The 18828-nt window shown below is 73.8% G+C and carries 19 protein-coding genes; 11 read left to right on the top strand and 8 right to left on the bottom strand.

From position 1 onward, the window contains the following. Positions 1-221 precede the first annotated feature (221 nt). A complete protein-coding gene (locus JOE35_RS01330) occupies positions 222-1586 on the top strand; it encodes a M23 family metallopeptidase (RefSeq protein ID WP_209559476.1) in 1365 nt (454 codons plus the stop codon). Positions 1587-1731: 145 nt separating this feature from the next. On the opposite strand, the gene JOE35_RS01335 is transcribed toward JOE35_RS01330, so the two are convergent. Further along, positions 1732-2664: a LysR family transcriptional regulator gene (locus JOE35_RS01335; protein ID WP_209559477.1), complete on the bottom strand. Its 933-nt coding sequence runs from the start codon at positions 2662-2664 to the stop codon at positions 1732-1734. A gap of 71 nt (positions 2665-2735) precedes the next feature. On the opposite strand from JOE35_RS01335, the gene JOE35_RS01340 reads away from it, so the two are divergent. Further along, positions 2736-3704, top strand: coding sequence for an EamA family transporter (locus JOE35_RS01340; protein ID WP_209559478.1), 969 nt, complete (start codon positions 2736-2738; stop codon positions 3702-3704). A gap of 123 nt (positions 3705-3827) precedes the next feature. Then, positions 3828-4481, top strand: coding sequence for a ScbR family autoregulator-binding transcription factor (locus tag JOE35_RS01345; RefSeq protein WP_209559479.1), 654 nt, complete (start codon positions 3828-3830; stop codon positions 4479-4481). 142 nt (positions 4482-4623) lie between these two features. Here JOE35_RS01345 and JOE35_RS01350 read toward each other — a convergent pair whose 3' ends face one another. From JOE35_RS01350 to JOE35_RS01365, 4 genes are all read right to left on the bottom strand, one after another. Further along, positions 4624-5574, bottom strand: coding sequence for a hypothetical protein (locus JOE35_RS01350; protein ID WP_209559480.1), 951 nt, complete (start codon positions 5572-5574; stop codon positions 4624-4626). Between the two features lie 25 nt (positions 5575-5599). After that, complete coding sequence (locus JOE35_RS01355; protein WP_209559481.1) at positions 5600-6349, bottom strand: response regulator transcription factor; 750 nt, start codon at positions 6347-6349, stop codon at positions 5600-5602. Next, positions 6346-7692 (bottom strand): sensor histidine kinase, encoded by a 1347-nt coding sequence (locus JOE35_RS01360; protein WP_209559482.1) that lies wholly within the window; start codon positions 7690-7692, stop codon positions 6346-6348. The genes JOE35_RS01355 and JOE35_RS01360 overlap by 4 nt, the downstream gene beginning before the upstream one ends. A gap of 309 nt (positions 7693-8001) precedes the next feature. Beyond that, positions 8002-8622 (bottom strand): superoxide dismutase, encoded by a 621-nt coding sequence (locus tag JOE35_RS01365; RefSeq protein WP_209559483.1) that lies wholly within the window; start codon positions 8620-8622, stop codon positions 8002-8004. Positions 8623-8735: 113 nt separating this feature from the next. Here JOE35_RS01365 and JOE35_RS01370 point away from each other — a divergent pair, with 113 nt between their 5' ends. The 4 genes from JOE35_RS01370 (at position 8736) to JOE35_RS01385 (ending at position 11926) form a co-directional block, all read left to right on the top strand. After that, the gene (locus JOE35_RS01370) at positions 8736-9743 is read left to right on the top strand and encodes a hypothetical protein (RefSeq protein ID WP_209559484.1); all 1008 of its coding nucleotides are present in this window, start codon (positions 8736-8738) and stop codon (positions 9741-9743) included. A gap of 69 nt (positions 9744-9812) precedes the next feature. Then, positions 9813-10304 (top strand): hypothetical protein, encoded by a 492-nt coding sequence (locus JOE35_RS01375; protein ID WP_209559485.1) that lies wholly within the window; start codon positions 9813-9815, stop codon positions 10302-10304. A gap of 72 nt (positions 10305-10376) precedes the next feature. After that, positions 10377-10955 (top strand): molybdopterin-dependent oxidoreductase, encoded by a 579-nt coding sequence (locus tag JOE35_RS01380; RefSeq protein ID WP_209559486.1) that lies wholly within the window; start codon positions 10377-10379, stop codon positions 10953-10955. Then, positions 10952-11926, top strand: coding sequence for an FAD-binding oxidoreductase (locus JOE35_RS01385; protein WP_307802890.1), 975 nt, complete (start codon positions 10952-10954; stop codon positions 11924-11926). Before JOE35_RS01380 ends, JOE35_RS01385 begins: the two co-directional genes overlap by 4 nt. On the opposite strand, the gene JOE35_RS01390 is transcribed toward JOE35_RS01385, so the two are convergent. Continuing rightward, positions 11923-12642 carry an SDR family oxidoreductase gene (locus tag JOE35_RS01390; RefSeq protein ID WP_209561802.1) on the bottom strand — a complete coding sequence of 240 codons (720 nt, stop codon included), beginning with the start codon at positions 12640-12642 and terminating at the stop codon, positions 11923-11925. The genes JOE35_RS01385 and JOE35_RS01390 overlap by 4 nt on opposite strands. Positions 12643-12811: 169 nt before the next feature. On the opposite strand from JOE35_RS01390, the gene JOE35_RS01395 reads away from it, so the two are divergent. Further along, complete coding sequence (locus tag JOE35_RS01395; RefSeq protein ID WP_209559487.1) at positions 12812-13219, top strand: MerR family transcriptional regulator; 408 nt, start codon at positions 12812-12814, stop codon at positions 13217-13219. Positions 13220-13360: 141 nt separating this feature from the next. Here the strand turns inward: JOE35_RS01395 and JOE35_RS01400 are convergent, their stop codons facing one another. Beyond that, positions 13361-13672, bottom strand: coding sequence for a hypothetical protein (locus JOE35_RS01400; protein WP_209559488.1), 312 nt, complete (start codon positions 13670-13672; stop codon positions 13361-13363). A gap of 170 nt (positions 13673-13842) precedes the next feature. Here JOE35_RS01400 and JOE35_RS01405 point away from each other — a divergent pair, with 170 nt between their 5' ends. The 3 genes from JOE35_RS01405 to JOE35_RS01415 all read left to right on the top strand — a co-directional run bounded on the left by JOE35_RS01405 (position 13843) and on the right by JOE35_RS01415 (position 17488). Further along, a complete protein-coding gene (locus JOE35_RS01405; RefSeq protein WP_209559489.1) occupies positions 13843-14301 on the top strand; it encodes a DUF3817 domain-containing protein in 459 nt (152 codons plus the stop codon). A 65-nt stretch (positions 14302-14366) separates the two neighbouring features. Further along, positions 14367-16550 carry a heavy metal translocating P-type ATPase gene (locus JOE35_RS01410; RefSeq protein ID WP_209559490.1) on the top strand — a complete coding sequence of 728 codons (2184 nt, stop codon included), beginning with the start codon at positions 14367-14369 and terminating at the stop codon, positions 16548-16550. Between the two features lie 74 nt (positions 16551-16624). Further along, the gene (locus JOE35_RS01415) at positions 16625-17488 is read left to right on the top strand and encodes a tryptophan-rich sensory protein (RefSeq protein WP_209559491.1); all 864 of its coding nucleotides are present in this window, start codon (positions 16625-16627) and stop codon (positions 17486-17488) included. Positions 17489-17720: 232 nt separating this feature from the next. On the opposite strand, the gene JOE35_RS01420 is transcribed toward JOE35_RS01415, so the two are convergent. Next, a complete protein-coding gene (locus JOE35_RS01420; RefSeq protein ID WP_209559492.1) occupies positions 17721-18758 on the bottom strand; it encodes an aldo/keto reductase in 1038 nt (345 codons plus the stop codon). Between the last annotated feature and the right edge of the window lie 70 nt (positions 18759-18828).

The raw sequence follows: 18828 nt of genomic DNA on the forward strand, positions 1-18828 counted from the left end.
GCTGCGCGCAGGGGGCGCTTCGGGGGACACGGCCTGTCCCCGGAGCCTTTCGCGAGCCTCCTCCACAGGCGCTCGATAGTCCACAGGTGTCGTGTGCCACGCACTGGGGGAGGTGCGCCGAGGAGGTGGTCGCTAGGGTGGACCGACCGCCGCGCCCGAGCAGCGTGACCACGACCGGCCCGCCTCCGGTCGTGCCGCCGCCACACGACGAACCGAGAACCATGCTCCGCCGCCCTGCCCCCCTGTCCGTCCCGCTGCCCGCTGTTCCCCCCTCGTTCCGGGCCGCCGCCTCCCGCACCGCGTCCCGAGCGGCCTCGCGTGCCGCGGTCGCCGCCCTGCTCGTCGTGGGCCTCGCGGCCGTCCCGGTGCTGGCAGCCCCGGCCCCGGCGCAGGCGGCCGGCCCGAGCTGGCAGCAGGTGCTCGACGCGCGTGGCTCAGAGCAGGCGAAGGAGGCGGCGCTCGCCGACATCCAGGTCGCGCTCGAGGCGGCCTCGTCCAGGGCCGCCGACGCCCAGGCGGCCGCGGACGAGGCGGGCGCCGCCCTGACGACGGCGCAGCTCGCCGTCGACGAGGCCACCGGCGAGTACGAGACGGTGAAGCAGAAGGCCGAGGCCGCGCGGGCCGACGCCGATGCGGCGCAGGTCGTGGTCGGCCAGGCCGCGGCGCTGCTCGCCCGCCCGGGCAGCGGCGGGCTCACGGGCGACCTGATGTCGTCCGGTGCGGGTGCCGAGGAGGTGCTGCGCGACCTGAGCATGTCGACGAAGATCGGCGAGAACCTCAGCGCGCTCCGCGACCGGGCAGTCTCGGCCGAGAACCTGGCGACCTCGCTGGCCGACCAGGCCGCGGTCGCCCTGGCCGAGCGCGACAAGCTGGCTGACGAGGCCTCCGACGCCCTCGACGCCGCCGTGGCCGCGAGCGACACCGCCCAGCGCGACGTCGCCGCCGTCGACGAGGAGAAGGCGACCCTGGCCGCACAGGCCGCTGCCCTGCAGGACGACCGGCTCAGCCTCGAGCAGGCCTACGCGTCCGCCCAGGCCAAGGCAGCCGCGGACGCCGCCGCCGCAGCTGCGGCCGCCCGTGCAGCCGCAGCTGCAGCTGCACCCGCACCTCCCCGAGGCGGTGGCGGGTCACGACCGGCCGGTCCCGGCTCGCCCGGCACCTCCGTGCCCGATCCCGGCACCGGCTGGGTCGCGGGCATCCGCTCGTACTCGTCGTACCAGGCCTACGGCTACCGGGTGCACCCGATCACGGGCGACTACAAGCTGCACGCCGGCGCCGACTTCGGCGCGAGCTGCGGCACTGCGATCTACTCGGTCGCCGCGGGCACCGTGACCTACGCCGGTGCGGCCGGCGGCTACGGCAACCTGATCATCATCGACCACGGCAACGGCATCAGCAGCGCCTACGGCCACATGGAGCGCTCGGGCATCTACGTCGCCAACGGCCAGTCCGTCTCGGCCGGCCAGAACATCGCGGGCGTCGGCACCGCCGGCGGCTCGACGGGCTGCCACCTGCACCTCGAGATCCGCCGCGGCGGCATCGCGACCGACCCGGTCGCCTTCCTCGCCACCAAGGGCGTCCGCTAGGCCCCTTCCGCAGGGTCGATCGGCGACGTAGCCTCAGGGCAGCGAGCCCCGGCTCGTCGCGCCGGTCCCCGTCCGGCGGCACGGCTCCCGACTCGTTTCCCGTGAGCCGGGGGCCATCCCTCTTCCTCGGCGACGCGACCGGGCCTCAGGAGGTGCGACGCGCCTCCTCGGAGGCGGCCTCGGTCGCCCGCGCCTCGGCCGCGATCTCCGCGACGACCGTCTGCACGACGGGCCGTGCCGCCCGCTCCGGCCGCATCAGCGCCTCGACGTGCCGTCCGGCCCGCACGCTGTCGAGCGTCGCGAGGCGGAACCGCCCCGGCGCCCGCCCGGCCGACGTGTGCCGGGGCACCAGAGCCACGCCGAGCCCGGCGGCCACCATCGCCTCGATCACGGGCAGGTGCACCGTGCGGTGCACGACCTGCGGCACGACCCCCGACTGCAGCGCCATCGACACGAGCACGCGGTCGATCGGGTAGCCCTCCGGCACGCAGACCCAGGGCTCGCCGATCACGTCGGCCACGGAGACCCGCTCGCGTCCGGCCAGCGGGTGGTCGAGGGGCAGGGCGACCTCGAGGGGCTCGCGGAGCAACGGCACGACGGTGAGCCCCGGGTGCTCGGCCGGCACGACGCCGTCGGACCGGTGCCCGATCACCACGTCGACGTCGGCCGTGAGCTGTGCGAACTCGTCCTCCGAGACGTCGCGGTCGCTGATCTCGAGCTCGATCCCCTCGTGCTCCCGCATCCGGACCAGCAGGCCGGGCAGCAGCAGCTCCGACGCCGACGGGAACAGCGCCAGCCGCACCACGCCGAGCAGGCCGCCACGGTGCGCCTCGAGCGCGGCCTCCGCCTCGGCGACCGCCGTCGACACCGCCACGGAGGCGCGGGCCAGCGCCTGCCCCGCGTCCGTCAGCTGCACCCCGCGTCCCGCCCGCCGCACGAGCTCGACGCCGAGCTGACGCTGCAGCGTCCTCAGCTGCTGCGAGACCGCGCTGGGCGAGCGGTGCACCGCTGCGGCGACCGCGGTGACGCTCCCGCGGTCGGCGAGCTCGCGCAGCAGGTCGAGGTGCTGGATCTCCATGAAGGGACGCTACATCGTCGATGACGAGACCTGCGCTGGTCCTGCATCCGCACCTCCGGCAGGGTGGTCCCATGAGCCCCCGCGACCGCCTCCTCGCCCTAGTCGTCGTGGTCTGCTGGGGCGTCAACTTCCCGATGACGGCGCTCGCGCTCGACCACTTCCCGCCGATCTTCCTGGTGGCGCTGCGCTTCGCCCTGCTCGCGGTGCCGACCCTGCTGTTCGTGCCGCGGCCGGCGATCCCCTGGTCGCGGCTGCTGATGGTGGGCGTCGGCCTCGGGATCCTCCAGTTCGGGTTCCTGTACCTCGGCATGGCCGCGGGCATGCCGTCGGGGCTCGCCTCGCTCGTGCTGCAGGCGTCGGCGCCCGCGACCGTGGTGATCGCGGCGATCTGGCTGCGCGAGCGCATCACGCGGCGCCAGGCGATCGGCATCGGCGTGGCCGTGCTGGCGCTCGCGGTGATCGCGGCGCACCGGTCGCAGGTCGCGGCCCTGCTGCCCGTCGTCCTCACGCTGTGCGCGGCGATCGGCTGGGGACTCGGCAACGTCGCCGTCCGTCGCGCCGCCGCCCCCGACCCGCTGCGCCTCACCCTCTGGATGTCGGTCGTGCCGCCCGTGCCGATGCTCGCCCTGTCGCTGGCCGTCGAGGGCCCCGAGCGCATCGGGGACAGCCTGGCCGGGGCGTTCACGGTCGCGGCGCTGCCGTCGGTGATCGGCCTGCTCTACGTGGTGCTCGTCGCGACGGTGCTCGGCTACGGCCTGTGGACGCGCCTGCTCGCGGCGTACCCGTCGAGCACCGTCGCGCCGTTCTCGATGCTCGTGCCCGTGGTCGGCGTGTTCGCGTCGTGGGTGGCGTTCGCCGAGGTGCCCGACCTCGTGGAGGTCTGCGCCGGGGTCGTCGTCGTCGCCGGGGTGCTGTTCGCGAGCCGCCCGCCACGCGGTGCGCGTGCCGTTGCCGCAGCAGCCGCCGCCGGCAGCGGTGCTGTCACATCAGGTTCCGAGCACGACGTCCCGGCACGACGGGACGCGACGCTCGGAACGTGATGCGACAGCCCGTCACGGTGCCGTACCGCCCGTGGCCCTACCCTGGGGTCATCCTCGTCACGGCTGCCGACGCCGACTCCCGCCGACCACGGGAGAGCGACGAGCAGAGGGCAGGAGGCGACCGTGGCGCAGCAGCGCAGGGCCCGCGAGACGCGGGCGGCCATCTTGCAGGGCGCCTCCTCGGTGTTCCTCGCCCGCGGCTACGCCGAGACGTCGCTCGACCAGGTGACGGACGCGGCGGGCGTCACGAAGGGCGCCCTCTACTTCCACTTCCGGTCGAAGGCCGACCTGGCCGGGGCGGTCGTCGCCGAGCAGCAGCGGCTGTCGAGGGCCTGGACCGAGCTGGCGATCGCGAGCGCCCCGTCCGCGGCCGGTGCGCTGATGCTGGCGTGCGCCTCCTTCGCGACACAGCTCTCGACCGAGCCGATGGTCGCCGCCGGCCTGCGGCTCTCGACCGAGTCCATCGGCGAGGTGCCGACCAGGGCGCCCTCCGCGCTCGCCTGGGTCGGCGAGACCGCGGGGCACGTGGGCCGCGCGGTCGAGGAGGGGACGTTCCGCGACGACCTCGACGTCGACCGGGCGGCGCGCTTCGTCGTCGGCGCCTTCAGCGGCGTGCAGACCTTCTCGGCCCTGAGCACCGGGCACGCGGACGTCTTCGAGCGGCTGCAGGACATGATGCGGTTCGTGCTGCCGTCGTTCCTGTCGCCGCGGTCCGCCGGCCTCGTCGGCGAGCTCGCCGCACTGATCAGGCCGACGGACCGTCCCCCGATCGGCTGACCTGCGTCAGCCGACCGGCAGGAGCCCCCGCCCCGTCAGTGTCCTCTGTACCCCATCATGCATACTCCGCGACCTGTTTCGGAACCCCCCGTCGGAGGGTCGAGGCATCCTCGCTTCACGAGGTGCGCCGTCTGAGGTGCGCCTACAGCCCCTTCGGCCTCTCCGGTCCGAGCTGCTCGATCGTCCGGTCGACGAGCTGCTGGGCCGCGACGAGGGGTCCGGTGTCGATCTGGGCCAGGCGCTCGCCGTAGTCGTGCGGCACGGTCAGCTGCTGCTGCCACTCGGCCTCGTAGAGCGCGTCGAGGTACCCGGAGGCGGCGCGGCAGGCAGCGTCGGTCTCGGCCAGGTCGCGTTCCTCGTCGCTGACGGCCGTCGCCGGGTCGTACGAGGTGAAGGTCTCGGCCATCCGCGTGGTCGGCATGTCCGCCGGGTCGTCCGGCAGGTCGTCGGCCCAGGGCCCGGCCCCGACGCCCTGGTCGAGCATGCAGGCGTGCCACGCGTCGGCCGCCCGGCGCACGGACGAGTCCTGTCGCGCCTCGAGGAACGCCGCGTTGCTGAGCCGGATGGCGATGTCGCCCACCGACCCGGTGCTCGACGACGCGGAGGCGCCCGTCAGCAGCTCGGGATGCTGCCGGTAGGCGCGGTCGAGGCAGGTACTGCGGTCGGCCGCCTCGTCCGGCGAGGTCTCGCGGTACTCGAAGGCCCGCCAGGCGTCGGCGCCCGCGTCGACGGTGGGAGGCACGTGGTACCCGCGGGCACGGGCCGCGGCCAGGTCGAAGGCGCGGAGCGGCTGCCGCTCGGTGGCGTTCGTGGCCGCGTCGACGTCGCGCCAGGGCACGATCGCGTCGTCGTGGCCAGCGTCGACCATGCAGTCCTGGATGAGCAGCTCGGTCGCGTAGTTGAGGCGCACGACACCGACGCCGACGTACTGGTCGAGGGGCATCGTCCACGACGCCTGGTCCTTCTCCGGCAGGTCGGGCAGGGTCCAGGCCGCGTTGGCGGGGATGCCGACGGCCACGACCCCGGCGACGAGCGCGGCCACCGCGACGACGGTGACCCGCTTCGCGACGCGTTCCCGGCCGCCGGCCCTCACCGACCGGCCCCTCGGCACGCGGCCCTCACCGGCGGGGCCTCTGCCCGCCGTCGGACGCGGGCACGAGCCCGTTCTCGTAGGCGAACACGACGATCTGCACGCGGTTGCGCATGCCGAGCTTCTGCAGCACCGAACGGACGTGGCTCTTCACCGTCGCCTCGCTGAGGTACGCCTCGCCCGCGATCTCGATGTTGCTGAGCCCCTTCGCGACGAGCAGGAACATCTCGCGCTCGCGCGGGGAGAGCGGCTCGAGCGGGTCGACCCGTGGGGCAGGGGTCGTCGGGACGGCGAACTCGTGCACGACGTCGAGCGCGGCCGCCGCGGTCGGCACGGGGTCGCCCGCCCACGCCGCCCGGATCGTCGTGAGCACCTCGTCGGGCGTCGCGTCCTTCGTGAGGAACGCGTAGGCGCCGGCCTTGAGGGCCCCGAACACGGCCTCGTCACGTTGGATCGTCGTGAGCGCGACCACCCGCGGGAGGTCGTCGGGCGACACGCCCTCGAGGATGCGTGCCGTCGCCTCGAGCCCGTTCATCACGGGCATCCGCAGGTCCATCAGCACGACGTCGGGGTGCTCGCGCTCGACCAGCGCCAGCGCCTCGCGCCCGTCGACGGCGGTGCCGACGCATCGCAGGTCCGGCTGCGCCTCGATCAGCATGCGCAGGCCGGAGGCGAACAGCGGCTGGTCGTCGACGACCGCGACGGTGATGACGGCGGTGGCGGCGGCGCCGGGGGCGACTGCGGGGCGCGAGTCGGCGGCGGGGCGCGAGTCGGTCATGAGGAGCTTCTCTCGGTCGGCACGGAGGCAGAGGCAGGTGCAGGTGCAGAGGCAGGGGCAGGGGCAGGGGCAGCAGACGAGGAGGTGCCGGTCGCGACCGCCGAGGAGGCGCCGGTCGTCGGCACGAACGCGGTCACCTCGAAGGCGGTCCCGTCCGCCGACGGCTGTGCGGTCAGCCAGCCCCCCGCGAGGCGGGCGCGCTCGGTCATGCCGCGGACGCCGGCGCCGCGGTCGGCACCGGTGCGGGCCGCCACGAGCGGGGCGCCGCGGCCCCGCGAGGTGACCTGCAGCGTGAGGCCCCGTCCGCGCCAGTCGAGCTGCACGGCGACGCGGCTCGAGGTGCCCGCGTGCTTCAGGGCGTTCGTCAGGCTCTCCTGGACGATGCGGTAGACGGCGAGCTCCTGCGAGGGGGCGAGGGCGCCGGCCGGGCCCTGGGGGCCCGGGGCTCCCTCGACCGTGACGTCCACCTCCATCCCGACCTCGCGCATCGCGACGACCAGGGCGTCGATGTCGGCCAGCGTCTCGCGGGGGGCCGTGACGTCGTCGTCCTGGGTGATCCGCTCGACGAGTCGCCGGACGTCGAGCAGCGCCGTGCGGCCCACCTCGGCGATGGTGCGGAGCGACTCCGCCGCGACCTCGGGCCGCGTCGCCTGCAGCGCGAGCCCGCCCTGCGCCTGCGACACCACGACCGCGAGCGAGTGCGCGAGCGCGTCGTGCACGTCGCGGGAGATCCGCGCCCTGTCCTGGGCGAGGCGCAGCTCGAGGTCGGTCGCCTCGAACCGCGTCTCGGTCGCCTCGAGGGCCTGCCGGATCACGAGAACCCGCCGGATGCTGGCGAACGCGACGCCGATGGCCCACGCGCCCGCGAAGACCCCGAACAGCGCGGCGGTGAGCAGCGAGAACTCGATGCGGAGCCCGGTCGTGCCCGCGCCGACCCAGGTGCTCCAGCTCTGCGGCCGCGTCAGGGTCGGGACGGCGAGCAGCCACGCGGCGAGGCCGGCGGCGACGGCGGCGACGAGCAGCGCGGCCAGGCGGAGCCAGGGCGACGGCTTCACCGCCACGAAGGCCATCACCAGGGCGATGGCGACGTACGCCGTCCAGGTGTCCTGCGACGGGGCCTCCGCGAGGCCGAGCAGCTGCAGCAGCGGCACGACCACGACGAGCGCGAGCGAGGTCGTCGGGATCCACCAGGCGAGGGCGATCGCGACGGCGAAGAGGCCGAACACCACGGTGTTGTCGGCGACGCCGCCGCGGCCCCACGAGCTGGCGACCCAGAAGACGAAGTAGACGAGGGCCGCGGCCGGCGCGACGACGTGTCGCCCCCACCGCCTCGCGTCCGCCATGTGCGCCAGGTTAGGTGCAGGGGCGACTCTGGCGCGCCTCCTGCCCGCCGTTTTCATCCCGAGGACGCACGCCGCCGCCGCAACTCCTCATTCAGGAAGATCGGTCCTGATCTTCGCGAGGAGAGGACCCGCGTTCCTGATCCGTGCACGAATCAGGAACCCGAGGCGGCCAGATCCTGAATCACGAGAGACGCGCGCGCGGGCGCGGGCGCAGGAGGCGCGGGGACGCGCCCGAGACGGGGCAGGACGCACGAAGGAGGCGCGGTGCAGGCTGACCTGCACCGCGCCTCCTGCGAGGACTGCCTGCTGCTAGAAGGTCAGCAGTCCCTGGGTCTTGGTCGTGGCGGCGGCGTAGCGCTGGCCGACGTTGTCCCAGTTGACGATGTTCCAGAAGGCCTTGACGTAGTCGGCGCGCACGTTCTGGTAGTCGAGGTAGTAGGCGTGCTCCCAGACGTCGAGCATGAGCAGTGGGACGAGGCCGAACGGCACGTTGCCCTGCTGGTCGAAGAGCTGGAAGACGCTGAGGCGCTGACCGATCACGTCGTACGCGAGCACCGACCAGCCGGAGCCCTGCACGCCGAGCGCGGTGGCGGTGAAGTGGGCCTTGAACTTCTCGAGGTCGCCGAAGTCACGGCCGATGGCCTCGAGCAGGTCGCCGGTGGGCTCGCCGGTCTCGGGGGTGAGGTTCGTCCAGAAGATCGAGTGGTTGACGTGGCCGCCGAGGTTGAACGCCAGGTCCTTCTCGAGCTTGTTCACGTTCGCCAGGTTGCCGGTCTCGCGGGCCTCGGCGAGGGCGGCGTTGGCCGTGTTCGCGCCGGTGACGTAGGTGTTGTGGTGCTTGGAGTGGTGCAGCTCCATGATCTTCGCGCTGATGTGCGGCGCGAGGGCGCTGTAGTCGTAGGGGAGATCGGGGAGGGTGTACTCAGCCATGTGGGAGTCCTTTCGCAGTTGACCTCCGTCCACCGTACGACCACCACCCACGCCCAGGTCAACGATCTCCCAGGAGGCGCGCAGGAGCGAGAGCCCGACGTGCAGGGTCTGCAATGATCTGGACCGTGCAGATGCCGATCACCCGAGTCGAGGTCTTCGAGGCCGCTCGTCGACGGCAGCTCCCGGTCAACGTGCCCCTCGACCCGTGGCGTCAGGCCCTGCGACGTGAGCTCGGCACGCAGCGCTTCGCCCGGTGGTTCACCCTCGCGATGTTCGGCGTGCTGCCCGCCGTGCTGGCCGTGGGGATCCTCGTGACGACGCCCTCGCTGTCGCGTGCGCTGGGGGACCTCGTCCCGCTCGTGCTGTTCTGGTCGATCTCCGTCGTCGTGGTCCGCCTGACGGGTCGGCGCCGCCGGGGCATGCGGGCCCTGCTCACCGTGCTCGACCACCCGCCCGTCGAGAGGCCACGCGTCGAGGGCAGCCTCTCCGACCAGGAGCGGCACCTGATCCGCAGCCTGCCAGAGCCGATCTCCGCCGCCGACTTCCTCTACTGGTTCGGCGCCCCTGACGGGCGGGATCTCGGCCTCGAGCTGCTGGGCGAGGTCGTGCGGTCGCGGGTCGCCGACGACCTGTGGGCTGCGCTGCGGGTCTGCTTCGTCTTCGGGCTCGACGGCGACCACGTGCCGCTGCTCGCCCGCCTCTGGGACGCCGACTGGCACGAGGAGCACCTCGACGTCGTGGCCGCGCTGGGCGCGACGGGCGCGGCCTCGGCGGTGCCCTTGCTGCTCGGCGTCGTCGACGACGTCCCGCTGCACCTCGAGGGGCCGGACGCCTGGCGCGTGCCCGTCGCCGTGGTCGACGCGCTGCTCACGCTCGACGTCGAGGGCGACGGCGACCTCGACAGGGACCTCGACGGCGGTGGCGACGGTGCCGACGGTGCCGGCGGTGGCGGCGGTGCCGACGTCGGCGACCTGCGCGAGCTGGCACTCGCCGAGCTGACGGGGCACGTCGACCGCGTCGTGGCAGGGTACGCGTGGGTCCGCCTCGTCGACCTCCACCCCGACTGGTGGCAGCAGATGGTGGACGAGGGCTCCGAGGCCGACTTGCCGGCCGCCTCCTGACCCTCGTCCCCACCGGGGCAGGCACGAAGGAGGCAGCAGGCCGTCGACGGACCCTGGCACCCTGGGTGCATGGCCGAGACGACGCACCACCGACGACCTGCCACCGCCTCCCGCGCCGCCCTCGTGGCGGTCGCGGCGACCTTCCTCCTGGGCGCGTGCGCGCAGACGGGGCCGGGCGACGCGCCTGGTGCGGGGGCGGCGCCGACGGGGTCGTCCAGCGCGTCCGCGCCGGCCAGCCCTGACGGCGACGGCGACGGCTCGGACGACGGCACCGCCGACGGCGGCCCCTCCGTGGCGTGGCTCGACGAGGGCCGGTCCTTCTCCCTCACCCTCTACGGCAGCTCGACCTGTCCGCCCGCGGTCGAGTCGGTCGAGGCAGCCGGTGCCGACGCGGTGACCGTGCGGCTCGCGCCTGCCGACCAGGGGATGTGCACGATGGACTACGTGCCGACCGTGTCCGAGCACGACCTGCCCGACGGCGTCGACGGTCGCCCCGTCGCTATCGACGTCGTCGTCGCCGCGGGCGAGGGTGCGGAGCCCGTCTCCCTCGAGCTGCCGTAGGGAGTCCGGGTCCGGGGGTGTCCGGCGTCGGTCGTGCTGGGTAGCCTGACGTCGACCACGAGGAGGCGCACCATGGCAGGTTTCACGGGCTTCGGCCGACGTCGCGAGGCCGACCCGCGACTCCCGCCGGGGCAGCACCTCGAGAAGGGGTTCCCGGTCCTGTCGGCGGGCCCGACCCCGAACATCAAGAGGTGGGAACTCCAGCTCGGCACCGAGCAGGGCAGCCGCTCGCTCAGCTGGGCCGACTTCCAGGCGCTGCCGCACGAGCAGATCGAGACCGACATCCACTGCGTCACGAGCTGGTCGAAGCTCGGCACGCACTGGTCGGGCGTCTCGCTCGACACCCTCTTCGACGGCCTCGAGACCACGCACGAGTTCGCGATGACGACGAGCTACGGCGGCTACACGACGAACCTGCCCCTGAGCGAGCTGCTGGGCGGAAAGGCCTGGGTGGTCGACACCTACGAGGGCGAGCCGTTGGGCTCGGAGCACGGCGGCCCGGCGCGCCTGTTCGTGCCCGGCCTGTACTTCTGGAAGAGCGCGAAGTGGGTGCAGGGCATCCAGACGATGGCGTCCGACCGCCGCGGCTTCTGGGAGAGCATGGGCTACCACCAGCTCGGCGACCCCTGGCGCGAACAGCGCTACGCGTGAGCTCGCCGGACGGCGGTGCGTCCGCCTCGCCGCCTGCGTCCCTGGCCGGTGACCCGTTCAGGTGGTTGCCGGCGACGATCGTCGGCGCCGCGCCGCAGACCCCGACCGGGCGCTCGATCGTGCTCGAGGTCCCAGGGCTGCGACCCGCGCGCGCCGGGCAGCACGTCGACGTGCGGCTCACCGCGGACGACGGGTACCAGGCCGTCCGCTCGTATTCGCTGTCGGACGTCTCGTTGTCAGGCGTCTCGTTGTCGGACGTGCGCGCGAGCGCAGGAGGCGCGGGCCGGGCACCGCAGGTCGAGCTGACGGTGGAGGAGCTCCCCGACGGCGAGGTCTCGCCCTACCTCGTCTCCGCGGCAGAGGTCGGCGACCCTGTCGAGGTGCGCGGGCCGATCGGCGGCTGGTTCGTCTGGCCGCCGACCGAGTTCGACCCGGAGTCGGCCGTGCACGCCGTGCTGCCGGAGCCGGACGGGGCGCCGGCGCCGGGTCGGTCGCCCGTGCAGCTGATCGGGGGAGGCTCGGGCATCGCCCCGCTCGTCGCGATGGTGCGGGCCCGGGCCGCTGGGGCTGCCGCTGCTGATGACGCAGTCCTCGGCGACGCGGCTGCCGACAGCGCGGCCGCAGCCGGCGCGGCCGGCCCCGCCGGGGCGCCGCCGCCGATGCGGTTGCTCTGCTCCGTCCGGACGCCGGCCGACCGCTGGTTCGAGACCGAGCTGACGGCGCTCGCCGAGGAGTCGGCGGGCGAGGTGCAGGTCGACTGGGTCTTCACGCGGGAGGCTCCCGCAGGGGCGACCCGCGCCTCCGGCAGGATCACCCGTGACGAGCTGGTCGACCTCGTGCTGCCGGCGTCCGAGCACCCGCTCGTCTACGTCTGCGGCACGAACTCGTTCGTCGAGACCGTCGCCGGCTGGCTGGTCGACGCCGGCCACGACCCGACCCGCGTCCGCACGGAGCGCTTCGGCGGCGTCTAGCCGAGCAGCTCGCGCATCTTCGCGTAGAACACGGCGGGGTCGCCGGCGAGCGACGCCTTCACCATCGCGCTCCAGTCGTCGACGACGACCTCGATCGCGCCGGCGGCGAGGCCGTCGAACGAGCTGCGGGGCACGTCGCGCGGGTCGATCTTGGGCCCGTCGTAGTTCGCGGTGATGTCGGTGTCGGCGGCGCCGAGCATCACGCCCTGCACGAGCGTCCCCTGGGCGGCGAGCTCGAGCCGGACGGCGTTGGTCATGTTCCACTCGGCGGCCTTGGCGGCGGCGTAGGCCCCGCTGCCGGTCGCCGCGAACCACGAGAGGGCGGAGAGGACGTTGACGATCGCGCCGCCTCCGTTGGCCGCGAGCACGGGGGCGAACTCGCGGATCACGTCGAGGGTGCCCCAGTAGTGCGTGTCCATCTCGCGGCGGGCGTCCACGAGGTCGCCGGTGATCAGCGACGCACCGGTCGCGATGCCGGCGTTGTCGACGAGCACGGTCACGTCGTGGGCCGCAGCGGCGGCGGCCACCACGGAGTCGTGGTCGGTGAGGTCGAGCTGCAGCGGCACGACCCGGGCGTCGTCGAAGTCGAGGGTCTCGGGTCGACGAGCCGTCGCCCAGACCTTGGCGGCGCCGCGCTCGAGCGCCTCGAGGACGAACTGGCGGCCGATGCCGCGGTTGGCTCCCGTCACGAGGACGGTCTGGCCGGTGATGTCGATGTTCATGCGTGGTGTCTTCCTGGTCGTGGACGGTCGGCCGGGCAGTCTCGGCTGGCCCGGCGTCGGCTACGCTAGGACTTCACGTTGACGTCAAGGGCAAGTCCGACACGCGGACCGGGTCCGGGAATCGCGTCCACGAAGCTCCAGGGGCATCCACGAAGGGGACGACATGCGCATCGGCGAGGTGGCAGAGCGGGTCGGCGTCAGCACGCGGGCCCTCCGGTACTACGAAGAACAGGGCCTGCTGGAGTCGGAGCGCTCGAGCAGCGGCCAGCGCAGCTACGCGGAGGCGGCGGTCGAGCGGGTGCAGCTGATCCAGCAGTTCTTCACGGCGGGGCTCCCGAGCCGCACCATCCTCCAGCTGCTGCCCTGCGTCGACTCCGGCACGAGCTCGCCAGAGGTCTTCGCCCTGCTCGAGGGGGAGCGTCGGCGCATCACCGCGGCGATGGCCGACCTCGCGGCCGCACGCGATGCGCTCGACCGCATGGTCGAGATCGCGCGGCACCCGACCCCCGAGCACTGCCCGGCGCTGCGCGAGTCCGCCGAGCTTGCCGAGCCGACCCGCGACGCGGCCTGACCCCGTCCGGCCGTTCCCGCCCGGTCCGCGCGCCGAGTGGTCAGCTCCTGTCCTTCCAGGCATCGTCTACGACCGTTCCTGACCACTCGACCCCACGAGGTCGCCGGCGTCGACGTCACGACGTAGGAGGTGCGGGCCGGGTCAGGCGCGCGGGTCGCCCTCGTCGAGCCACGACGGCCGTGACGGGCGCGGGTGGCGGAGGGTCTGCACGACGCCGACCAGGCAGACGACGAACACGACCGCGACCAGCACCAGGAAGACGATGCCGAACGGCGTGGGCGCCTCGCCGCGGCCGAGCGAGACGGCGGCCGTGACCAGGTGCAGGAACAGCGGGAACGCGAGCACGCCCCAGAGGAACGGCGACCCGCGGAAGGTCGGCCACTGCAGCCGCAGCCTGCCTCGCGGGCGCTGATCGGCGTGCTGGCGGTGCTGCTCGGCGTCGTGGTCGCTCATGGAGTCCCCCTCGTGGTCGTCGTCGATCCGTCCACCGTACGCCGCGCCTCCTTCCTCCCCAGAGGGGGGGGAGGTGGCCCGACCTCGTGCAGGGGCTGCACCGGGGGAGGCGGCGTCCAGGGCGGGACTGCGACCATGGAGTCCCACCGACCCCCTCACCAGGAGCCACCGTGTCGCCTCGCGCCCTCTTCCGTTCGTTCGCCGTCGCCGAGGTCGTGACCTGGGCCCTGCTGATCGGCGGGATGCTGCTCAAGTACGTCGCGAAGGTGGGCGACTGGCCGGTCAACGTCGCGGGGCCGATCCACGGGTTCGTGTTCCTCGCCTACCTCGTCGCCGGGGTCGTCGTCGCCGTGAACCAGCGCTGGTCGCCTGGCGTGACCGTGCTCGCCCTGGCCAGCGCGGTCGTGCCGTTCGCGTCGCTTCCCGTCGAGCGCTGGATCGACCGGCGCGGCGGCCTCGACGGCGACTGGCGTCGCGAGGCGACCGGCGACCCGCGCGACCGTCGTCCGCTCGACCGCCTCCTGCGCTGGGTGCTCGGGCACCTGGCGCTCGCGGTCGTCCTGCTGCTCGCAGCCGTCGTGGTCGTCTTCGTGCTGCTGCTGATCGTCGGTCCGCCCGTCGGCGGCTGACCGGCCGAGGAGGCGGTGGTCGCGAGACCTGGACGCCTCGCGGGATACCCCCCTAGGGTATGAGCATGAGCAATCTGCACGATCAGCACGCAGGGCACGATCAGCACGCGGGTCACGACACGCACGCCGATCACGACGCGCACGCCGCGCACGCGGGTCACGACGCGCACGCCGGCCACCACGGGCACGGGGGCCACGGCGACCATGCCGCGCAGTTCCGGGACAAGTTCTGGGTCAGCCTCGTCGTCGCGATCCCGGTGGTCGTCTTCAGCTCGATGTTCGCCGGGCTGCTCGGCTACGACGTCCCGTCGTTCCCCGGCTCGGAGTGGATCTCGCCGGTGCTCGGCACGTTCCTGTTCGCGTGGGGCGGCTGGCCTTTCCTCAGCGGGGGCGTCGCCGAGGCGCGGGCGAAGCAGCCGGGCATGATGCTCCTCATCGCGATGGCGATCACCGTGGCGTTCGTCGCGAGCTGGGCGACGACGCTCGGCATCGGCGGCCTCGACCTCGACTTCTGGTGGGAGCTCGCGCTCCTCGTCGTGATCATGCTGCTCGGGCACTGGATCGAGATGCGGGCGCTGGGTGCCGCCTCCGGGGCCCTCGACGCGCTCGCCGCGTTGCTGCCCGACACGGCCGACCGGGTCGACGGCGACGGCGACGGCACCGGCGCCGGCACGACGACCGAGGTCGCACTCGCCGACCTCGTCGCCGGCGACGTCGTGCTCGTGCGCTCTGGCGCCCGGGTCCCCGCCGACGGCGTCGTGGTGGACGGCTCCGCCGAGATGGACGAGTCGATGGTCACGGGGGAGTCGCGCACCGTCGCCCGGGGCCAGGGCGACCGCGTCGTCGCCGGCACGGTCGCGACCGACGGCACCCTGCGGGTCCAGGTCACCGCGGTCGGCGACGACACGGCCCTCGCCGGCATCCGACGGCTCGTCGCGGAGGCCCAGGCGTCGTCGTCGCGCGCCCAGGCCCTGGCTGACCGGGCCGCCGCCCTGCTCTTCTGGTTCGCCTCGGGTGCCGGGGTCGTCACCTTCGTCGTGTGGCTCCTCCTCGGCGACCTCGACCAGGCGATCACGCGCACGGTGACCGTGCTCGTCATCGCCTGCCCGCACGCCCTGGGCCTCGCCATCCCGCTCGTCATCGCCATCTCGACCGAGCGCGCTGCCCGGGCCGGCGTCCTCGTCAAGGACAGGCTCGCACTCGAGCGCATGCGCACCGTCGACACCGTGCTGTTCGACAAGACCGGCACCCTCACGAAGGGCGAGCCCGGTGTGACGGACGTGGCCACCGCCTCCTCGTCCTCCTCGTCCTCCTCGTCCTCCTCGTCCGCCTCGGCCGCCTCGTCCGAGGGGCTGACGCACGACGAGGCGCTGCGCCTCGCCGCGGCCGCCGAGCGCGACAGCGAGCACCCGGTCGCCCGAGCGCTGGTCCGTGCCGCGACGGCGGGCTCGGTGCCGGCGGCTGCCCCGCAGGAGGCGCGGGTCGAGTCGTTCCGCTCGCTGACGGGCAGCGGCGTCTCGGCTCGGGTCGACGGGGTCGAGGTCAGCGTCGGGGGACCCGGGCTGCTCCGCGACCAGGGCCTCGAGGCGCCTGCCGACCTCGCCGCGGCGACCGAGCCGTGGCGGGCCGACGGTGCGGCGGTGCTGTGGCTCGTTCGCTCGGGGAGCGTCGTGGCGGCGTTCGCGCTGCGAGACGAGGTGCGGCCCGAGTCGGCCGAGGCCGTGCGCCGGCTGCACGATGCCGGGGTGCGGGTCGCGATGGTGACGGGCGACGCGCAGCAGGTGGCGGACTCCGTCGCGCGCGAGCTCGGCATCGACGAGGTCTTCGCCGAGGTCCGCCCCGACGAGAAGGACGCGCGCGTCGCCGAGCTGCAGCAGCGCGGCCAGCGCGTGGCGATGGTGGGCGACGGAGTCAACGACGCGCCTGCCCTCGCACGGGCCGACGTGGGCATCGCTATCGGCGCGGGCACCGACGTCGCGGTCGAGTCGGCGGGCGTCGTGCTCGCCTCGAGCGACCCGCGTGCCGTGCTGTCGGTCATCTCGCTGTCCAGGGTCGGCTACCGCAAGATGATCCAGAACCTCGTGTGGGGAGCGGGCTACAACGTGCTCTCGGTGCCGCTCGCCGCGGGGGTGCTCGCGCCGGTCGGGTTCGTCCTGTCGCCGGCCGCCGGGGCGGTGCTCATGAGCCTGTCGACGGTGATCGTCGCGCTGAACGCGCAGCTCCTCCGCCGCTGGCGCCCCGCCGCCTGAGCTGAGGAGGCGCGGGCTGGGAGATCGCTGATGATTCAGTTGCTAAGAGATCGGGCGGGGATAGCGTCGGCGGCATGAGCACAGCAGCGACCCGTCCCGCCTCCGCCACCGCACCTCCTGCGTCCGCCGACGTCGTCCGCCAGGTCGTCGTCGTGGTGGGCGCCGTACTCGCGATCGTCCTCGCGGCGTTCGGCTCGGGCGCCTTCGGCGGCACCTCCGTGTCGGGAGCCTCGGGCGGTGCACTCAGCGCCGACGCGACGCCGATCGCCCCGGCGACGACCGCCTTCTCGATCTGGTCGGTCATCTACGCCGGCCTCGTCGCCTACGCCGTCTACCAGGCGCTGCCCGGCCAGCGCGCGGTCGACCGGCACCGTCGCCTCGGGTACTGGGTGGCCGCCTCCATGCTGCTGAACGCGGCCTGGTTGTTCGCCGCCGTGCAGCTCGGCCAGGTCTGGCTGAGCGTGGTCGTGATCGTCGCGTTGCTGGCCGTGCTGGTCCGGATCTTCCTGCTCGTCGTGCACACCCCCACCCGCAGCTGGGTCGACGCCGTCGTCACCGACGGCACCATGGGGCTCTACCTCGGCTGGGTGTCGGTCGCGACCGCCGCGAACATCGCCGCGGCCCTCGTCGAGTCGGGCTTCGGCGGCTTCGGGCTGCCGGGCGGCGTCTGGTCGACGGTGGTCCTCGCGGTCGCCGGGCTCTCGGGCGTCGCGGTCGCCGTGGCCGGGCGGGGTCGCGTCGCGCCGATGCTCTCGCTCGTGTGGGGCCTGGCGTGGGTCGCCGTGGGTCGTTTCTCGGGTCAGCCGCTCGACGTCGCCGCAGGGGTCACCGCGCTGGTCGCCGCCGCCGTCGTGCTGGTCGCCGTCGTGGTGCTGCGGGTGCGTGCCGAGCGGAGCGGCTCGGCCCGCGCATCCGGGGAGCCGCTGCGCGCCTCCTGACGGCCGCGTCCCCACCCGATAGCAACGAACCGACGTGATCTTCCACGTCGGTTCGTCGCTTTCGTGTCGCTTTCGCGTCGCTTCGCTTCGCCGACGGCGCCACACCTCCACGCCTGCGGGGCTCGAACCGAGTCGAGGGCGGGTGTCCTGGGCCGAGGGCGGGTCGCGAGGAACCCGCCCTCGAGCCAGAACACCCGCCCTCGGCGAGCGGCCGCGGGCGAGGGGGCGGGGGTCAGCGGCCGCCGGTCAGCTTGCGGTCGCGCTGCGCGACGCCCGCGGTCCCGTACGGGTAGTCGTCGACGCGCGGGCTGCTCGACGCGTCGAGGCGGGCCAGCTCGTCGTCGCTGAGCTGCTTCGCGAGGTCGGACGCGCCGAGGTTGTCGTCGAGCTGCGCGACCGTGCGCGCGCCCAGGATCACCGACGTCACCGCGGGCTGCCGCAGCAGCCACGCGAGCGCGACCTGCGACGAGGAGGCGCCGTGCGCGTCCGCGACGGAGGCGACGGCCTCGATGGCGGACCAGGTGCGCTCGTCCCCGTTGCGCGCCTCCCACGCCTCCATGCCCCGCTTCGGGTCCTCGCCCAGGCGGGTCGCGCCGGTGGGGGCCTCGTCGCGGCGGTACTTGCCGCTCAGCCAGCCGCCGGCGAGCGGCGACCACGGCAGCAGGCCGATGCCGGCGTCGAGCGACGCGGGCACGATCTCGTGCTCGATGTCGCGGACGAGCAGGTTGTACTGCGGCTGCAGCGTGACGGGCGGTGCGTAGCCGAGGGCCTGGGCCCGGGCGACGGCCTTCGTCAGCTGCCAGCCGAGGTAGTTCGAGAAGCCGTAGTAGCCGATCTTGCCGGCCGTGATCGCGTCGTCGAGGAACCTCAGGGTCTCGTCGATCGGGGTGAAGGCGTCCCAGGCGTGCATCTGGTAGAGGTCGACGTGCTCCACGCCGAGCCTGCTGAGCGACGCGTCGAGCGCCGTGGCGAGGTGCCGCCGCGAGAGGCCGACGTCGTTCGGGCCTTCCCCCATCGGGAACCGGCCCTTCGTGGCGAGCACGACCTGGGCCGCCTCCGTGGGGTGCGAGGCGAGCCAGCGCCCGATGATCTCTTCCGAGACGCCGGCGCTGTACACGTCGGCGGTGTCGACGAGCGTGCCGCCGGCCGCGACGAACGCGTCGAGCATCTGGTGAGAAGTGGTCTCGTCGGCTTCTGCGCCGAACGTCATGGTGCCCAGTGTCAGCTCCGACACGGAGGCACCGCTGTTCCCGAGGGTCCTGTAGTCCATGCCCCGACGCTACGCCGCGAGCTCGCCACCGTGCCCGAGGAGGCGCGGGCGGGTGCCCGAGGAGGCAGCG

This window comes from Frigoribacterium sp. PvP032 (genome assembly GCF_017833035.1).
Taxonomy (GTDB): Bacteria; Actinomycetota; Actinomycetes; order Actinomycetales; family Microbacteriaceae; genus Frigoribacterium.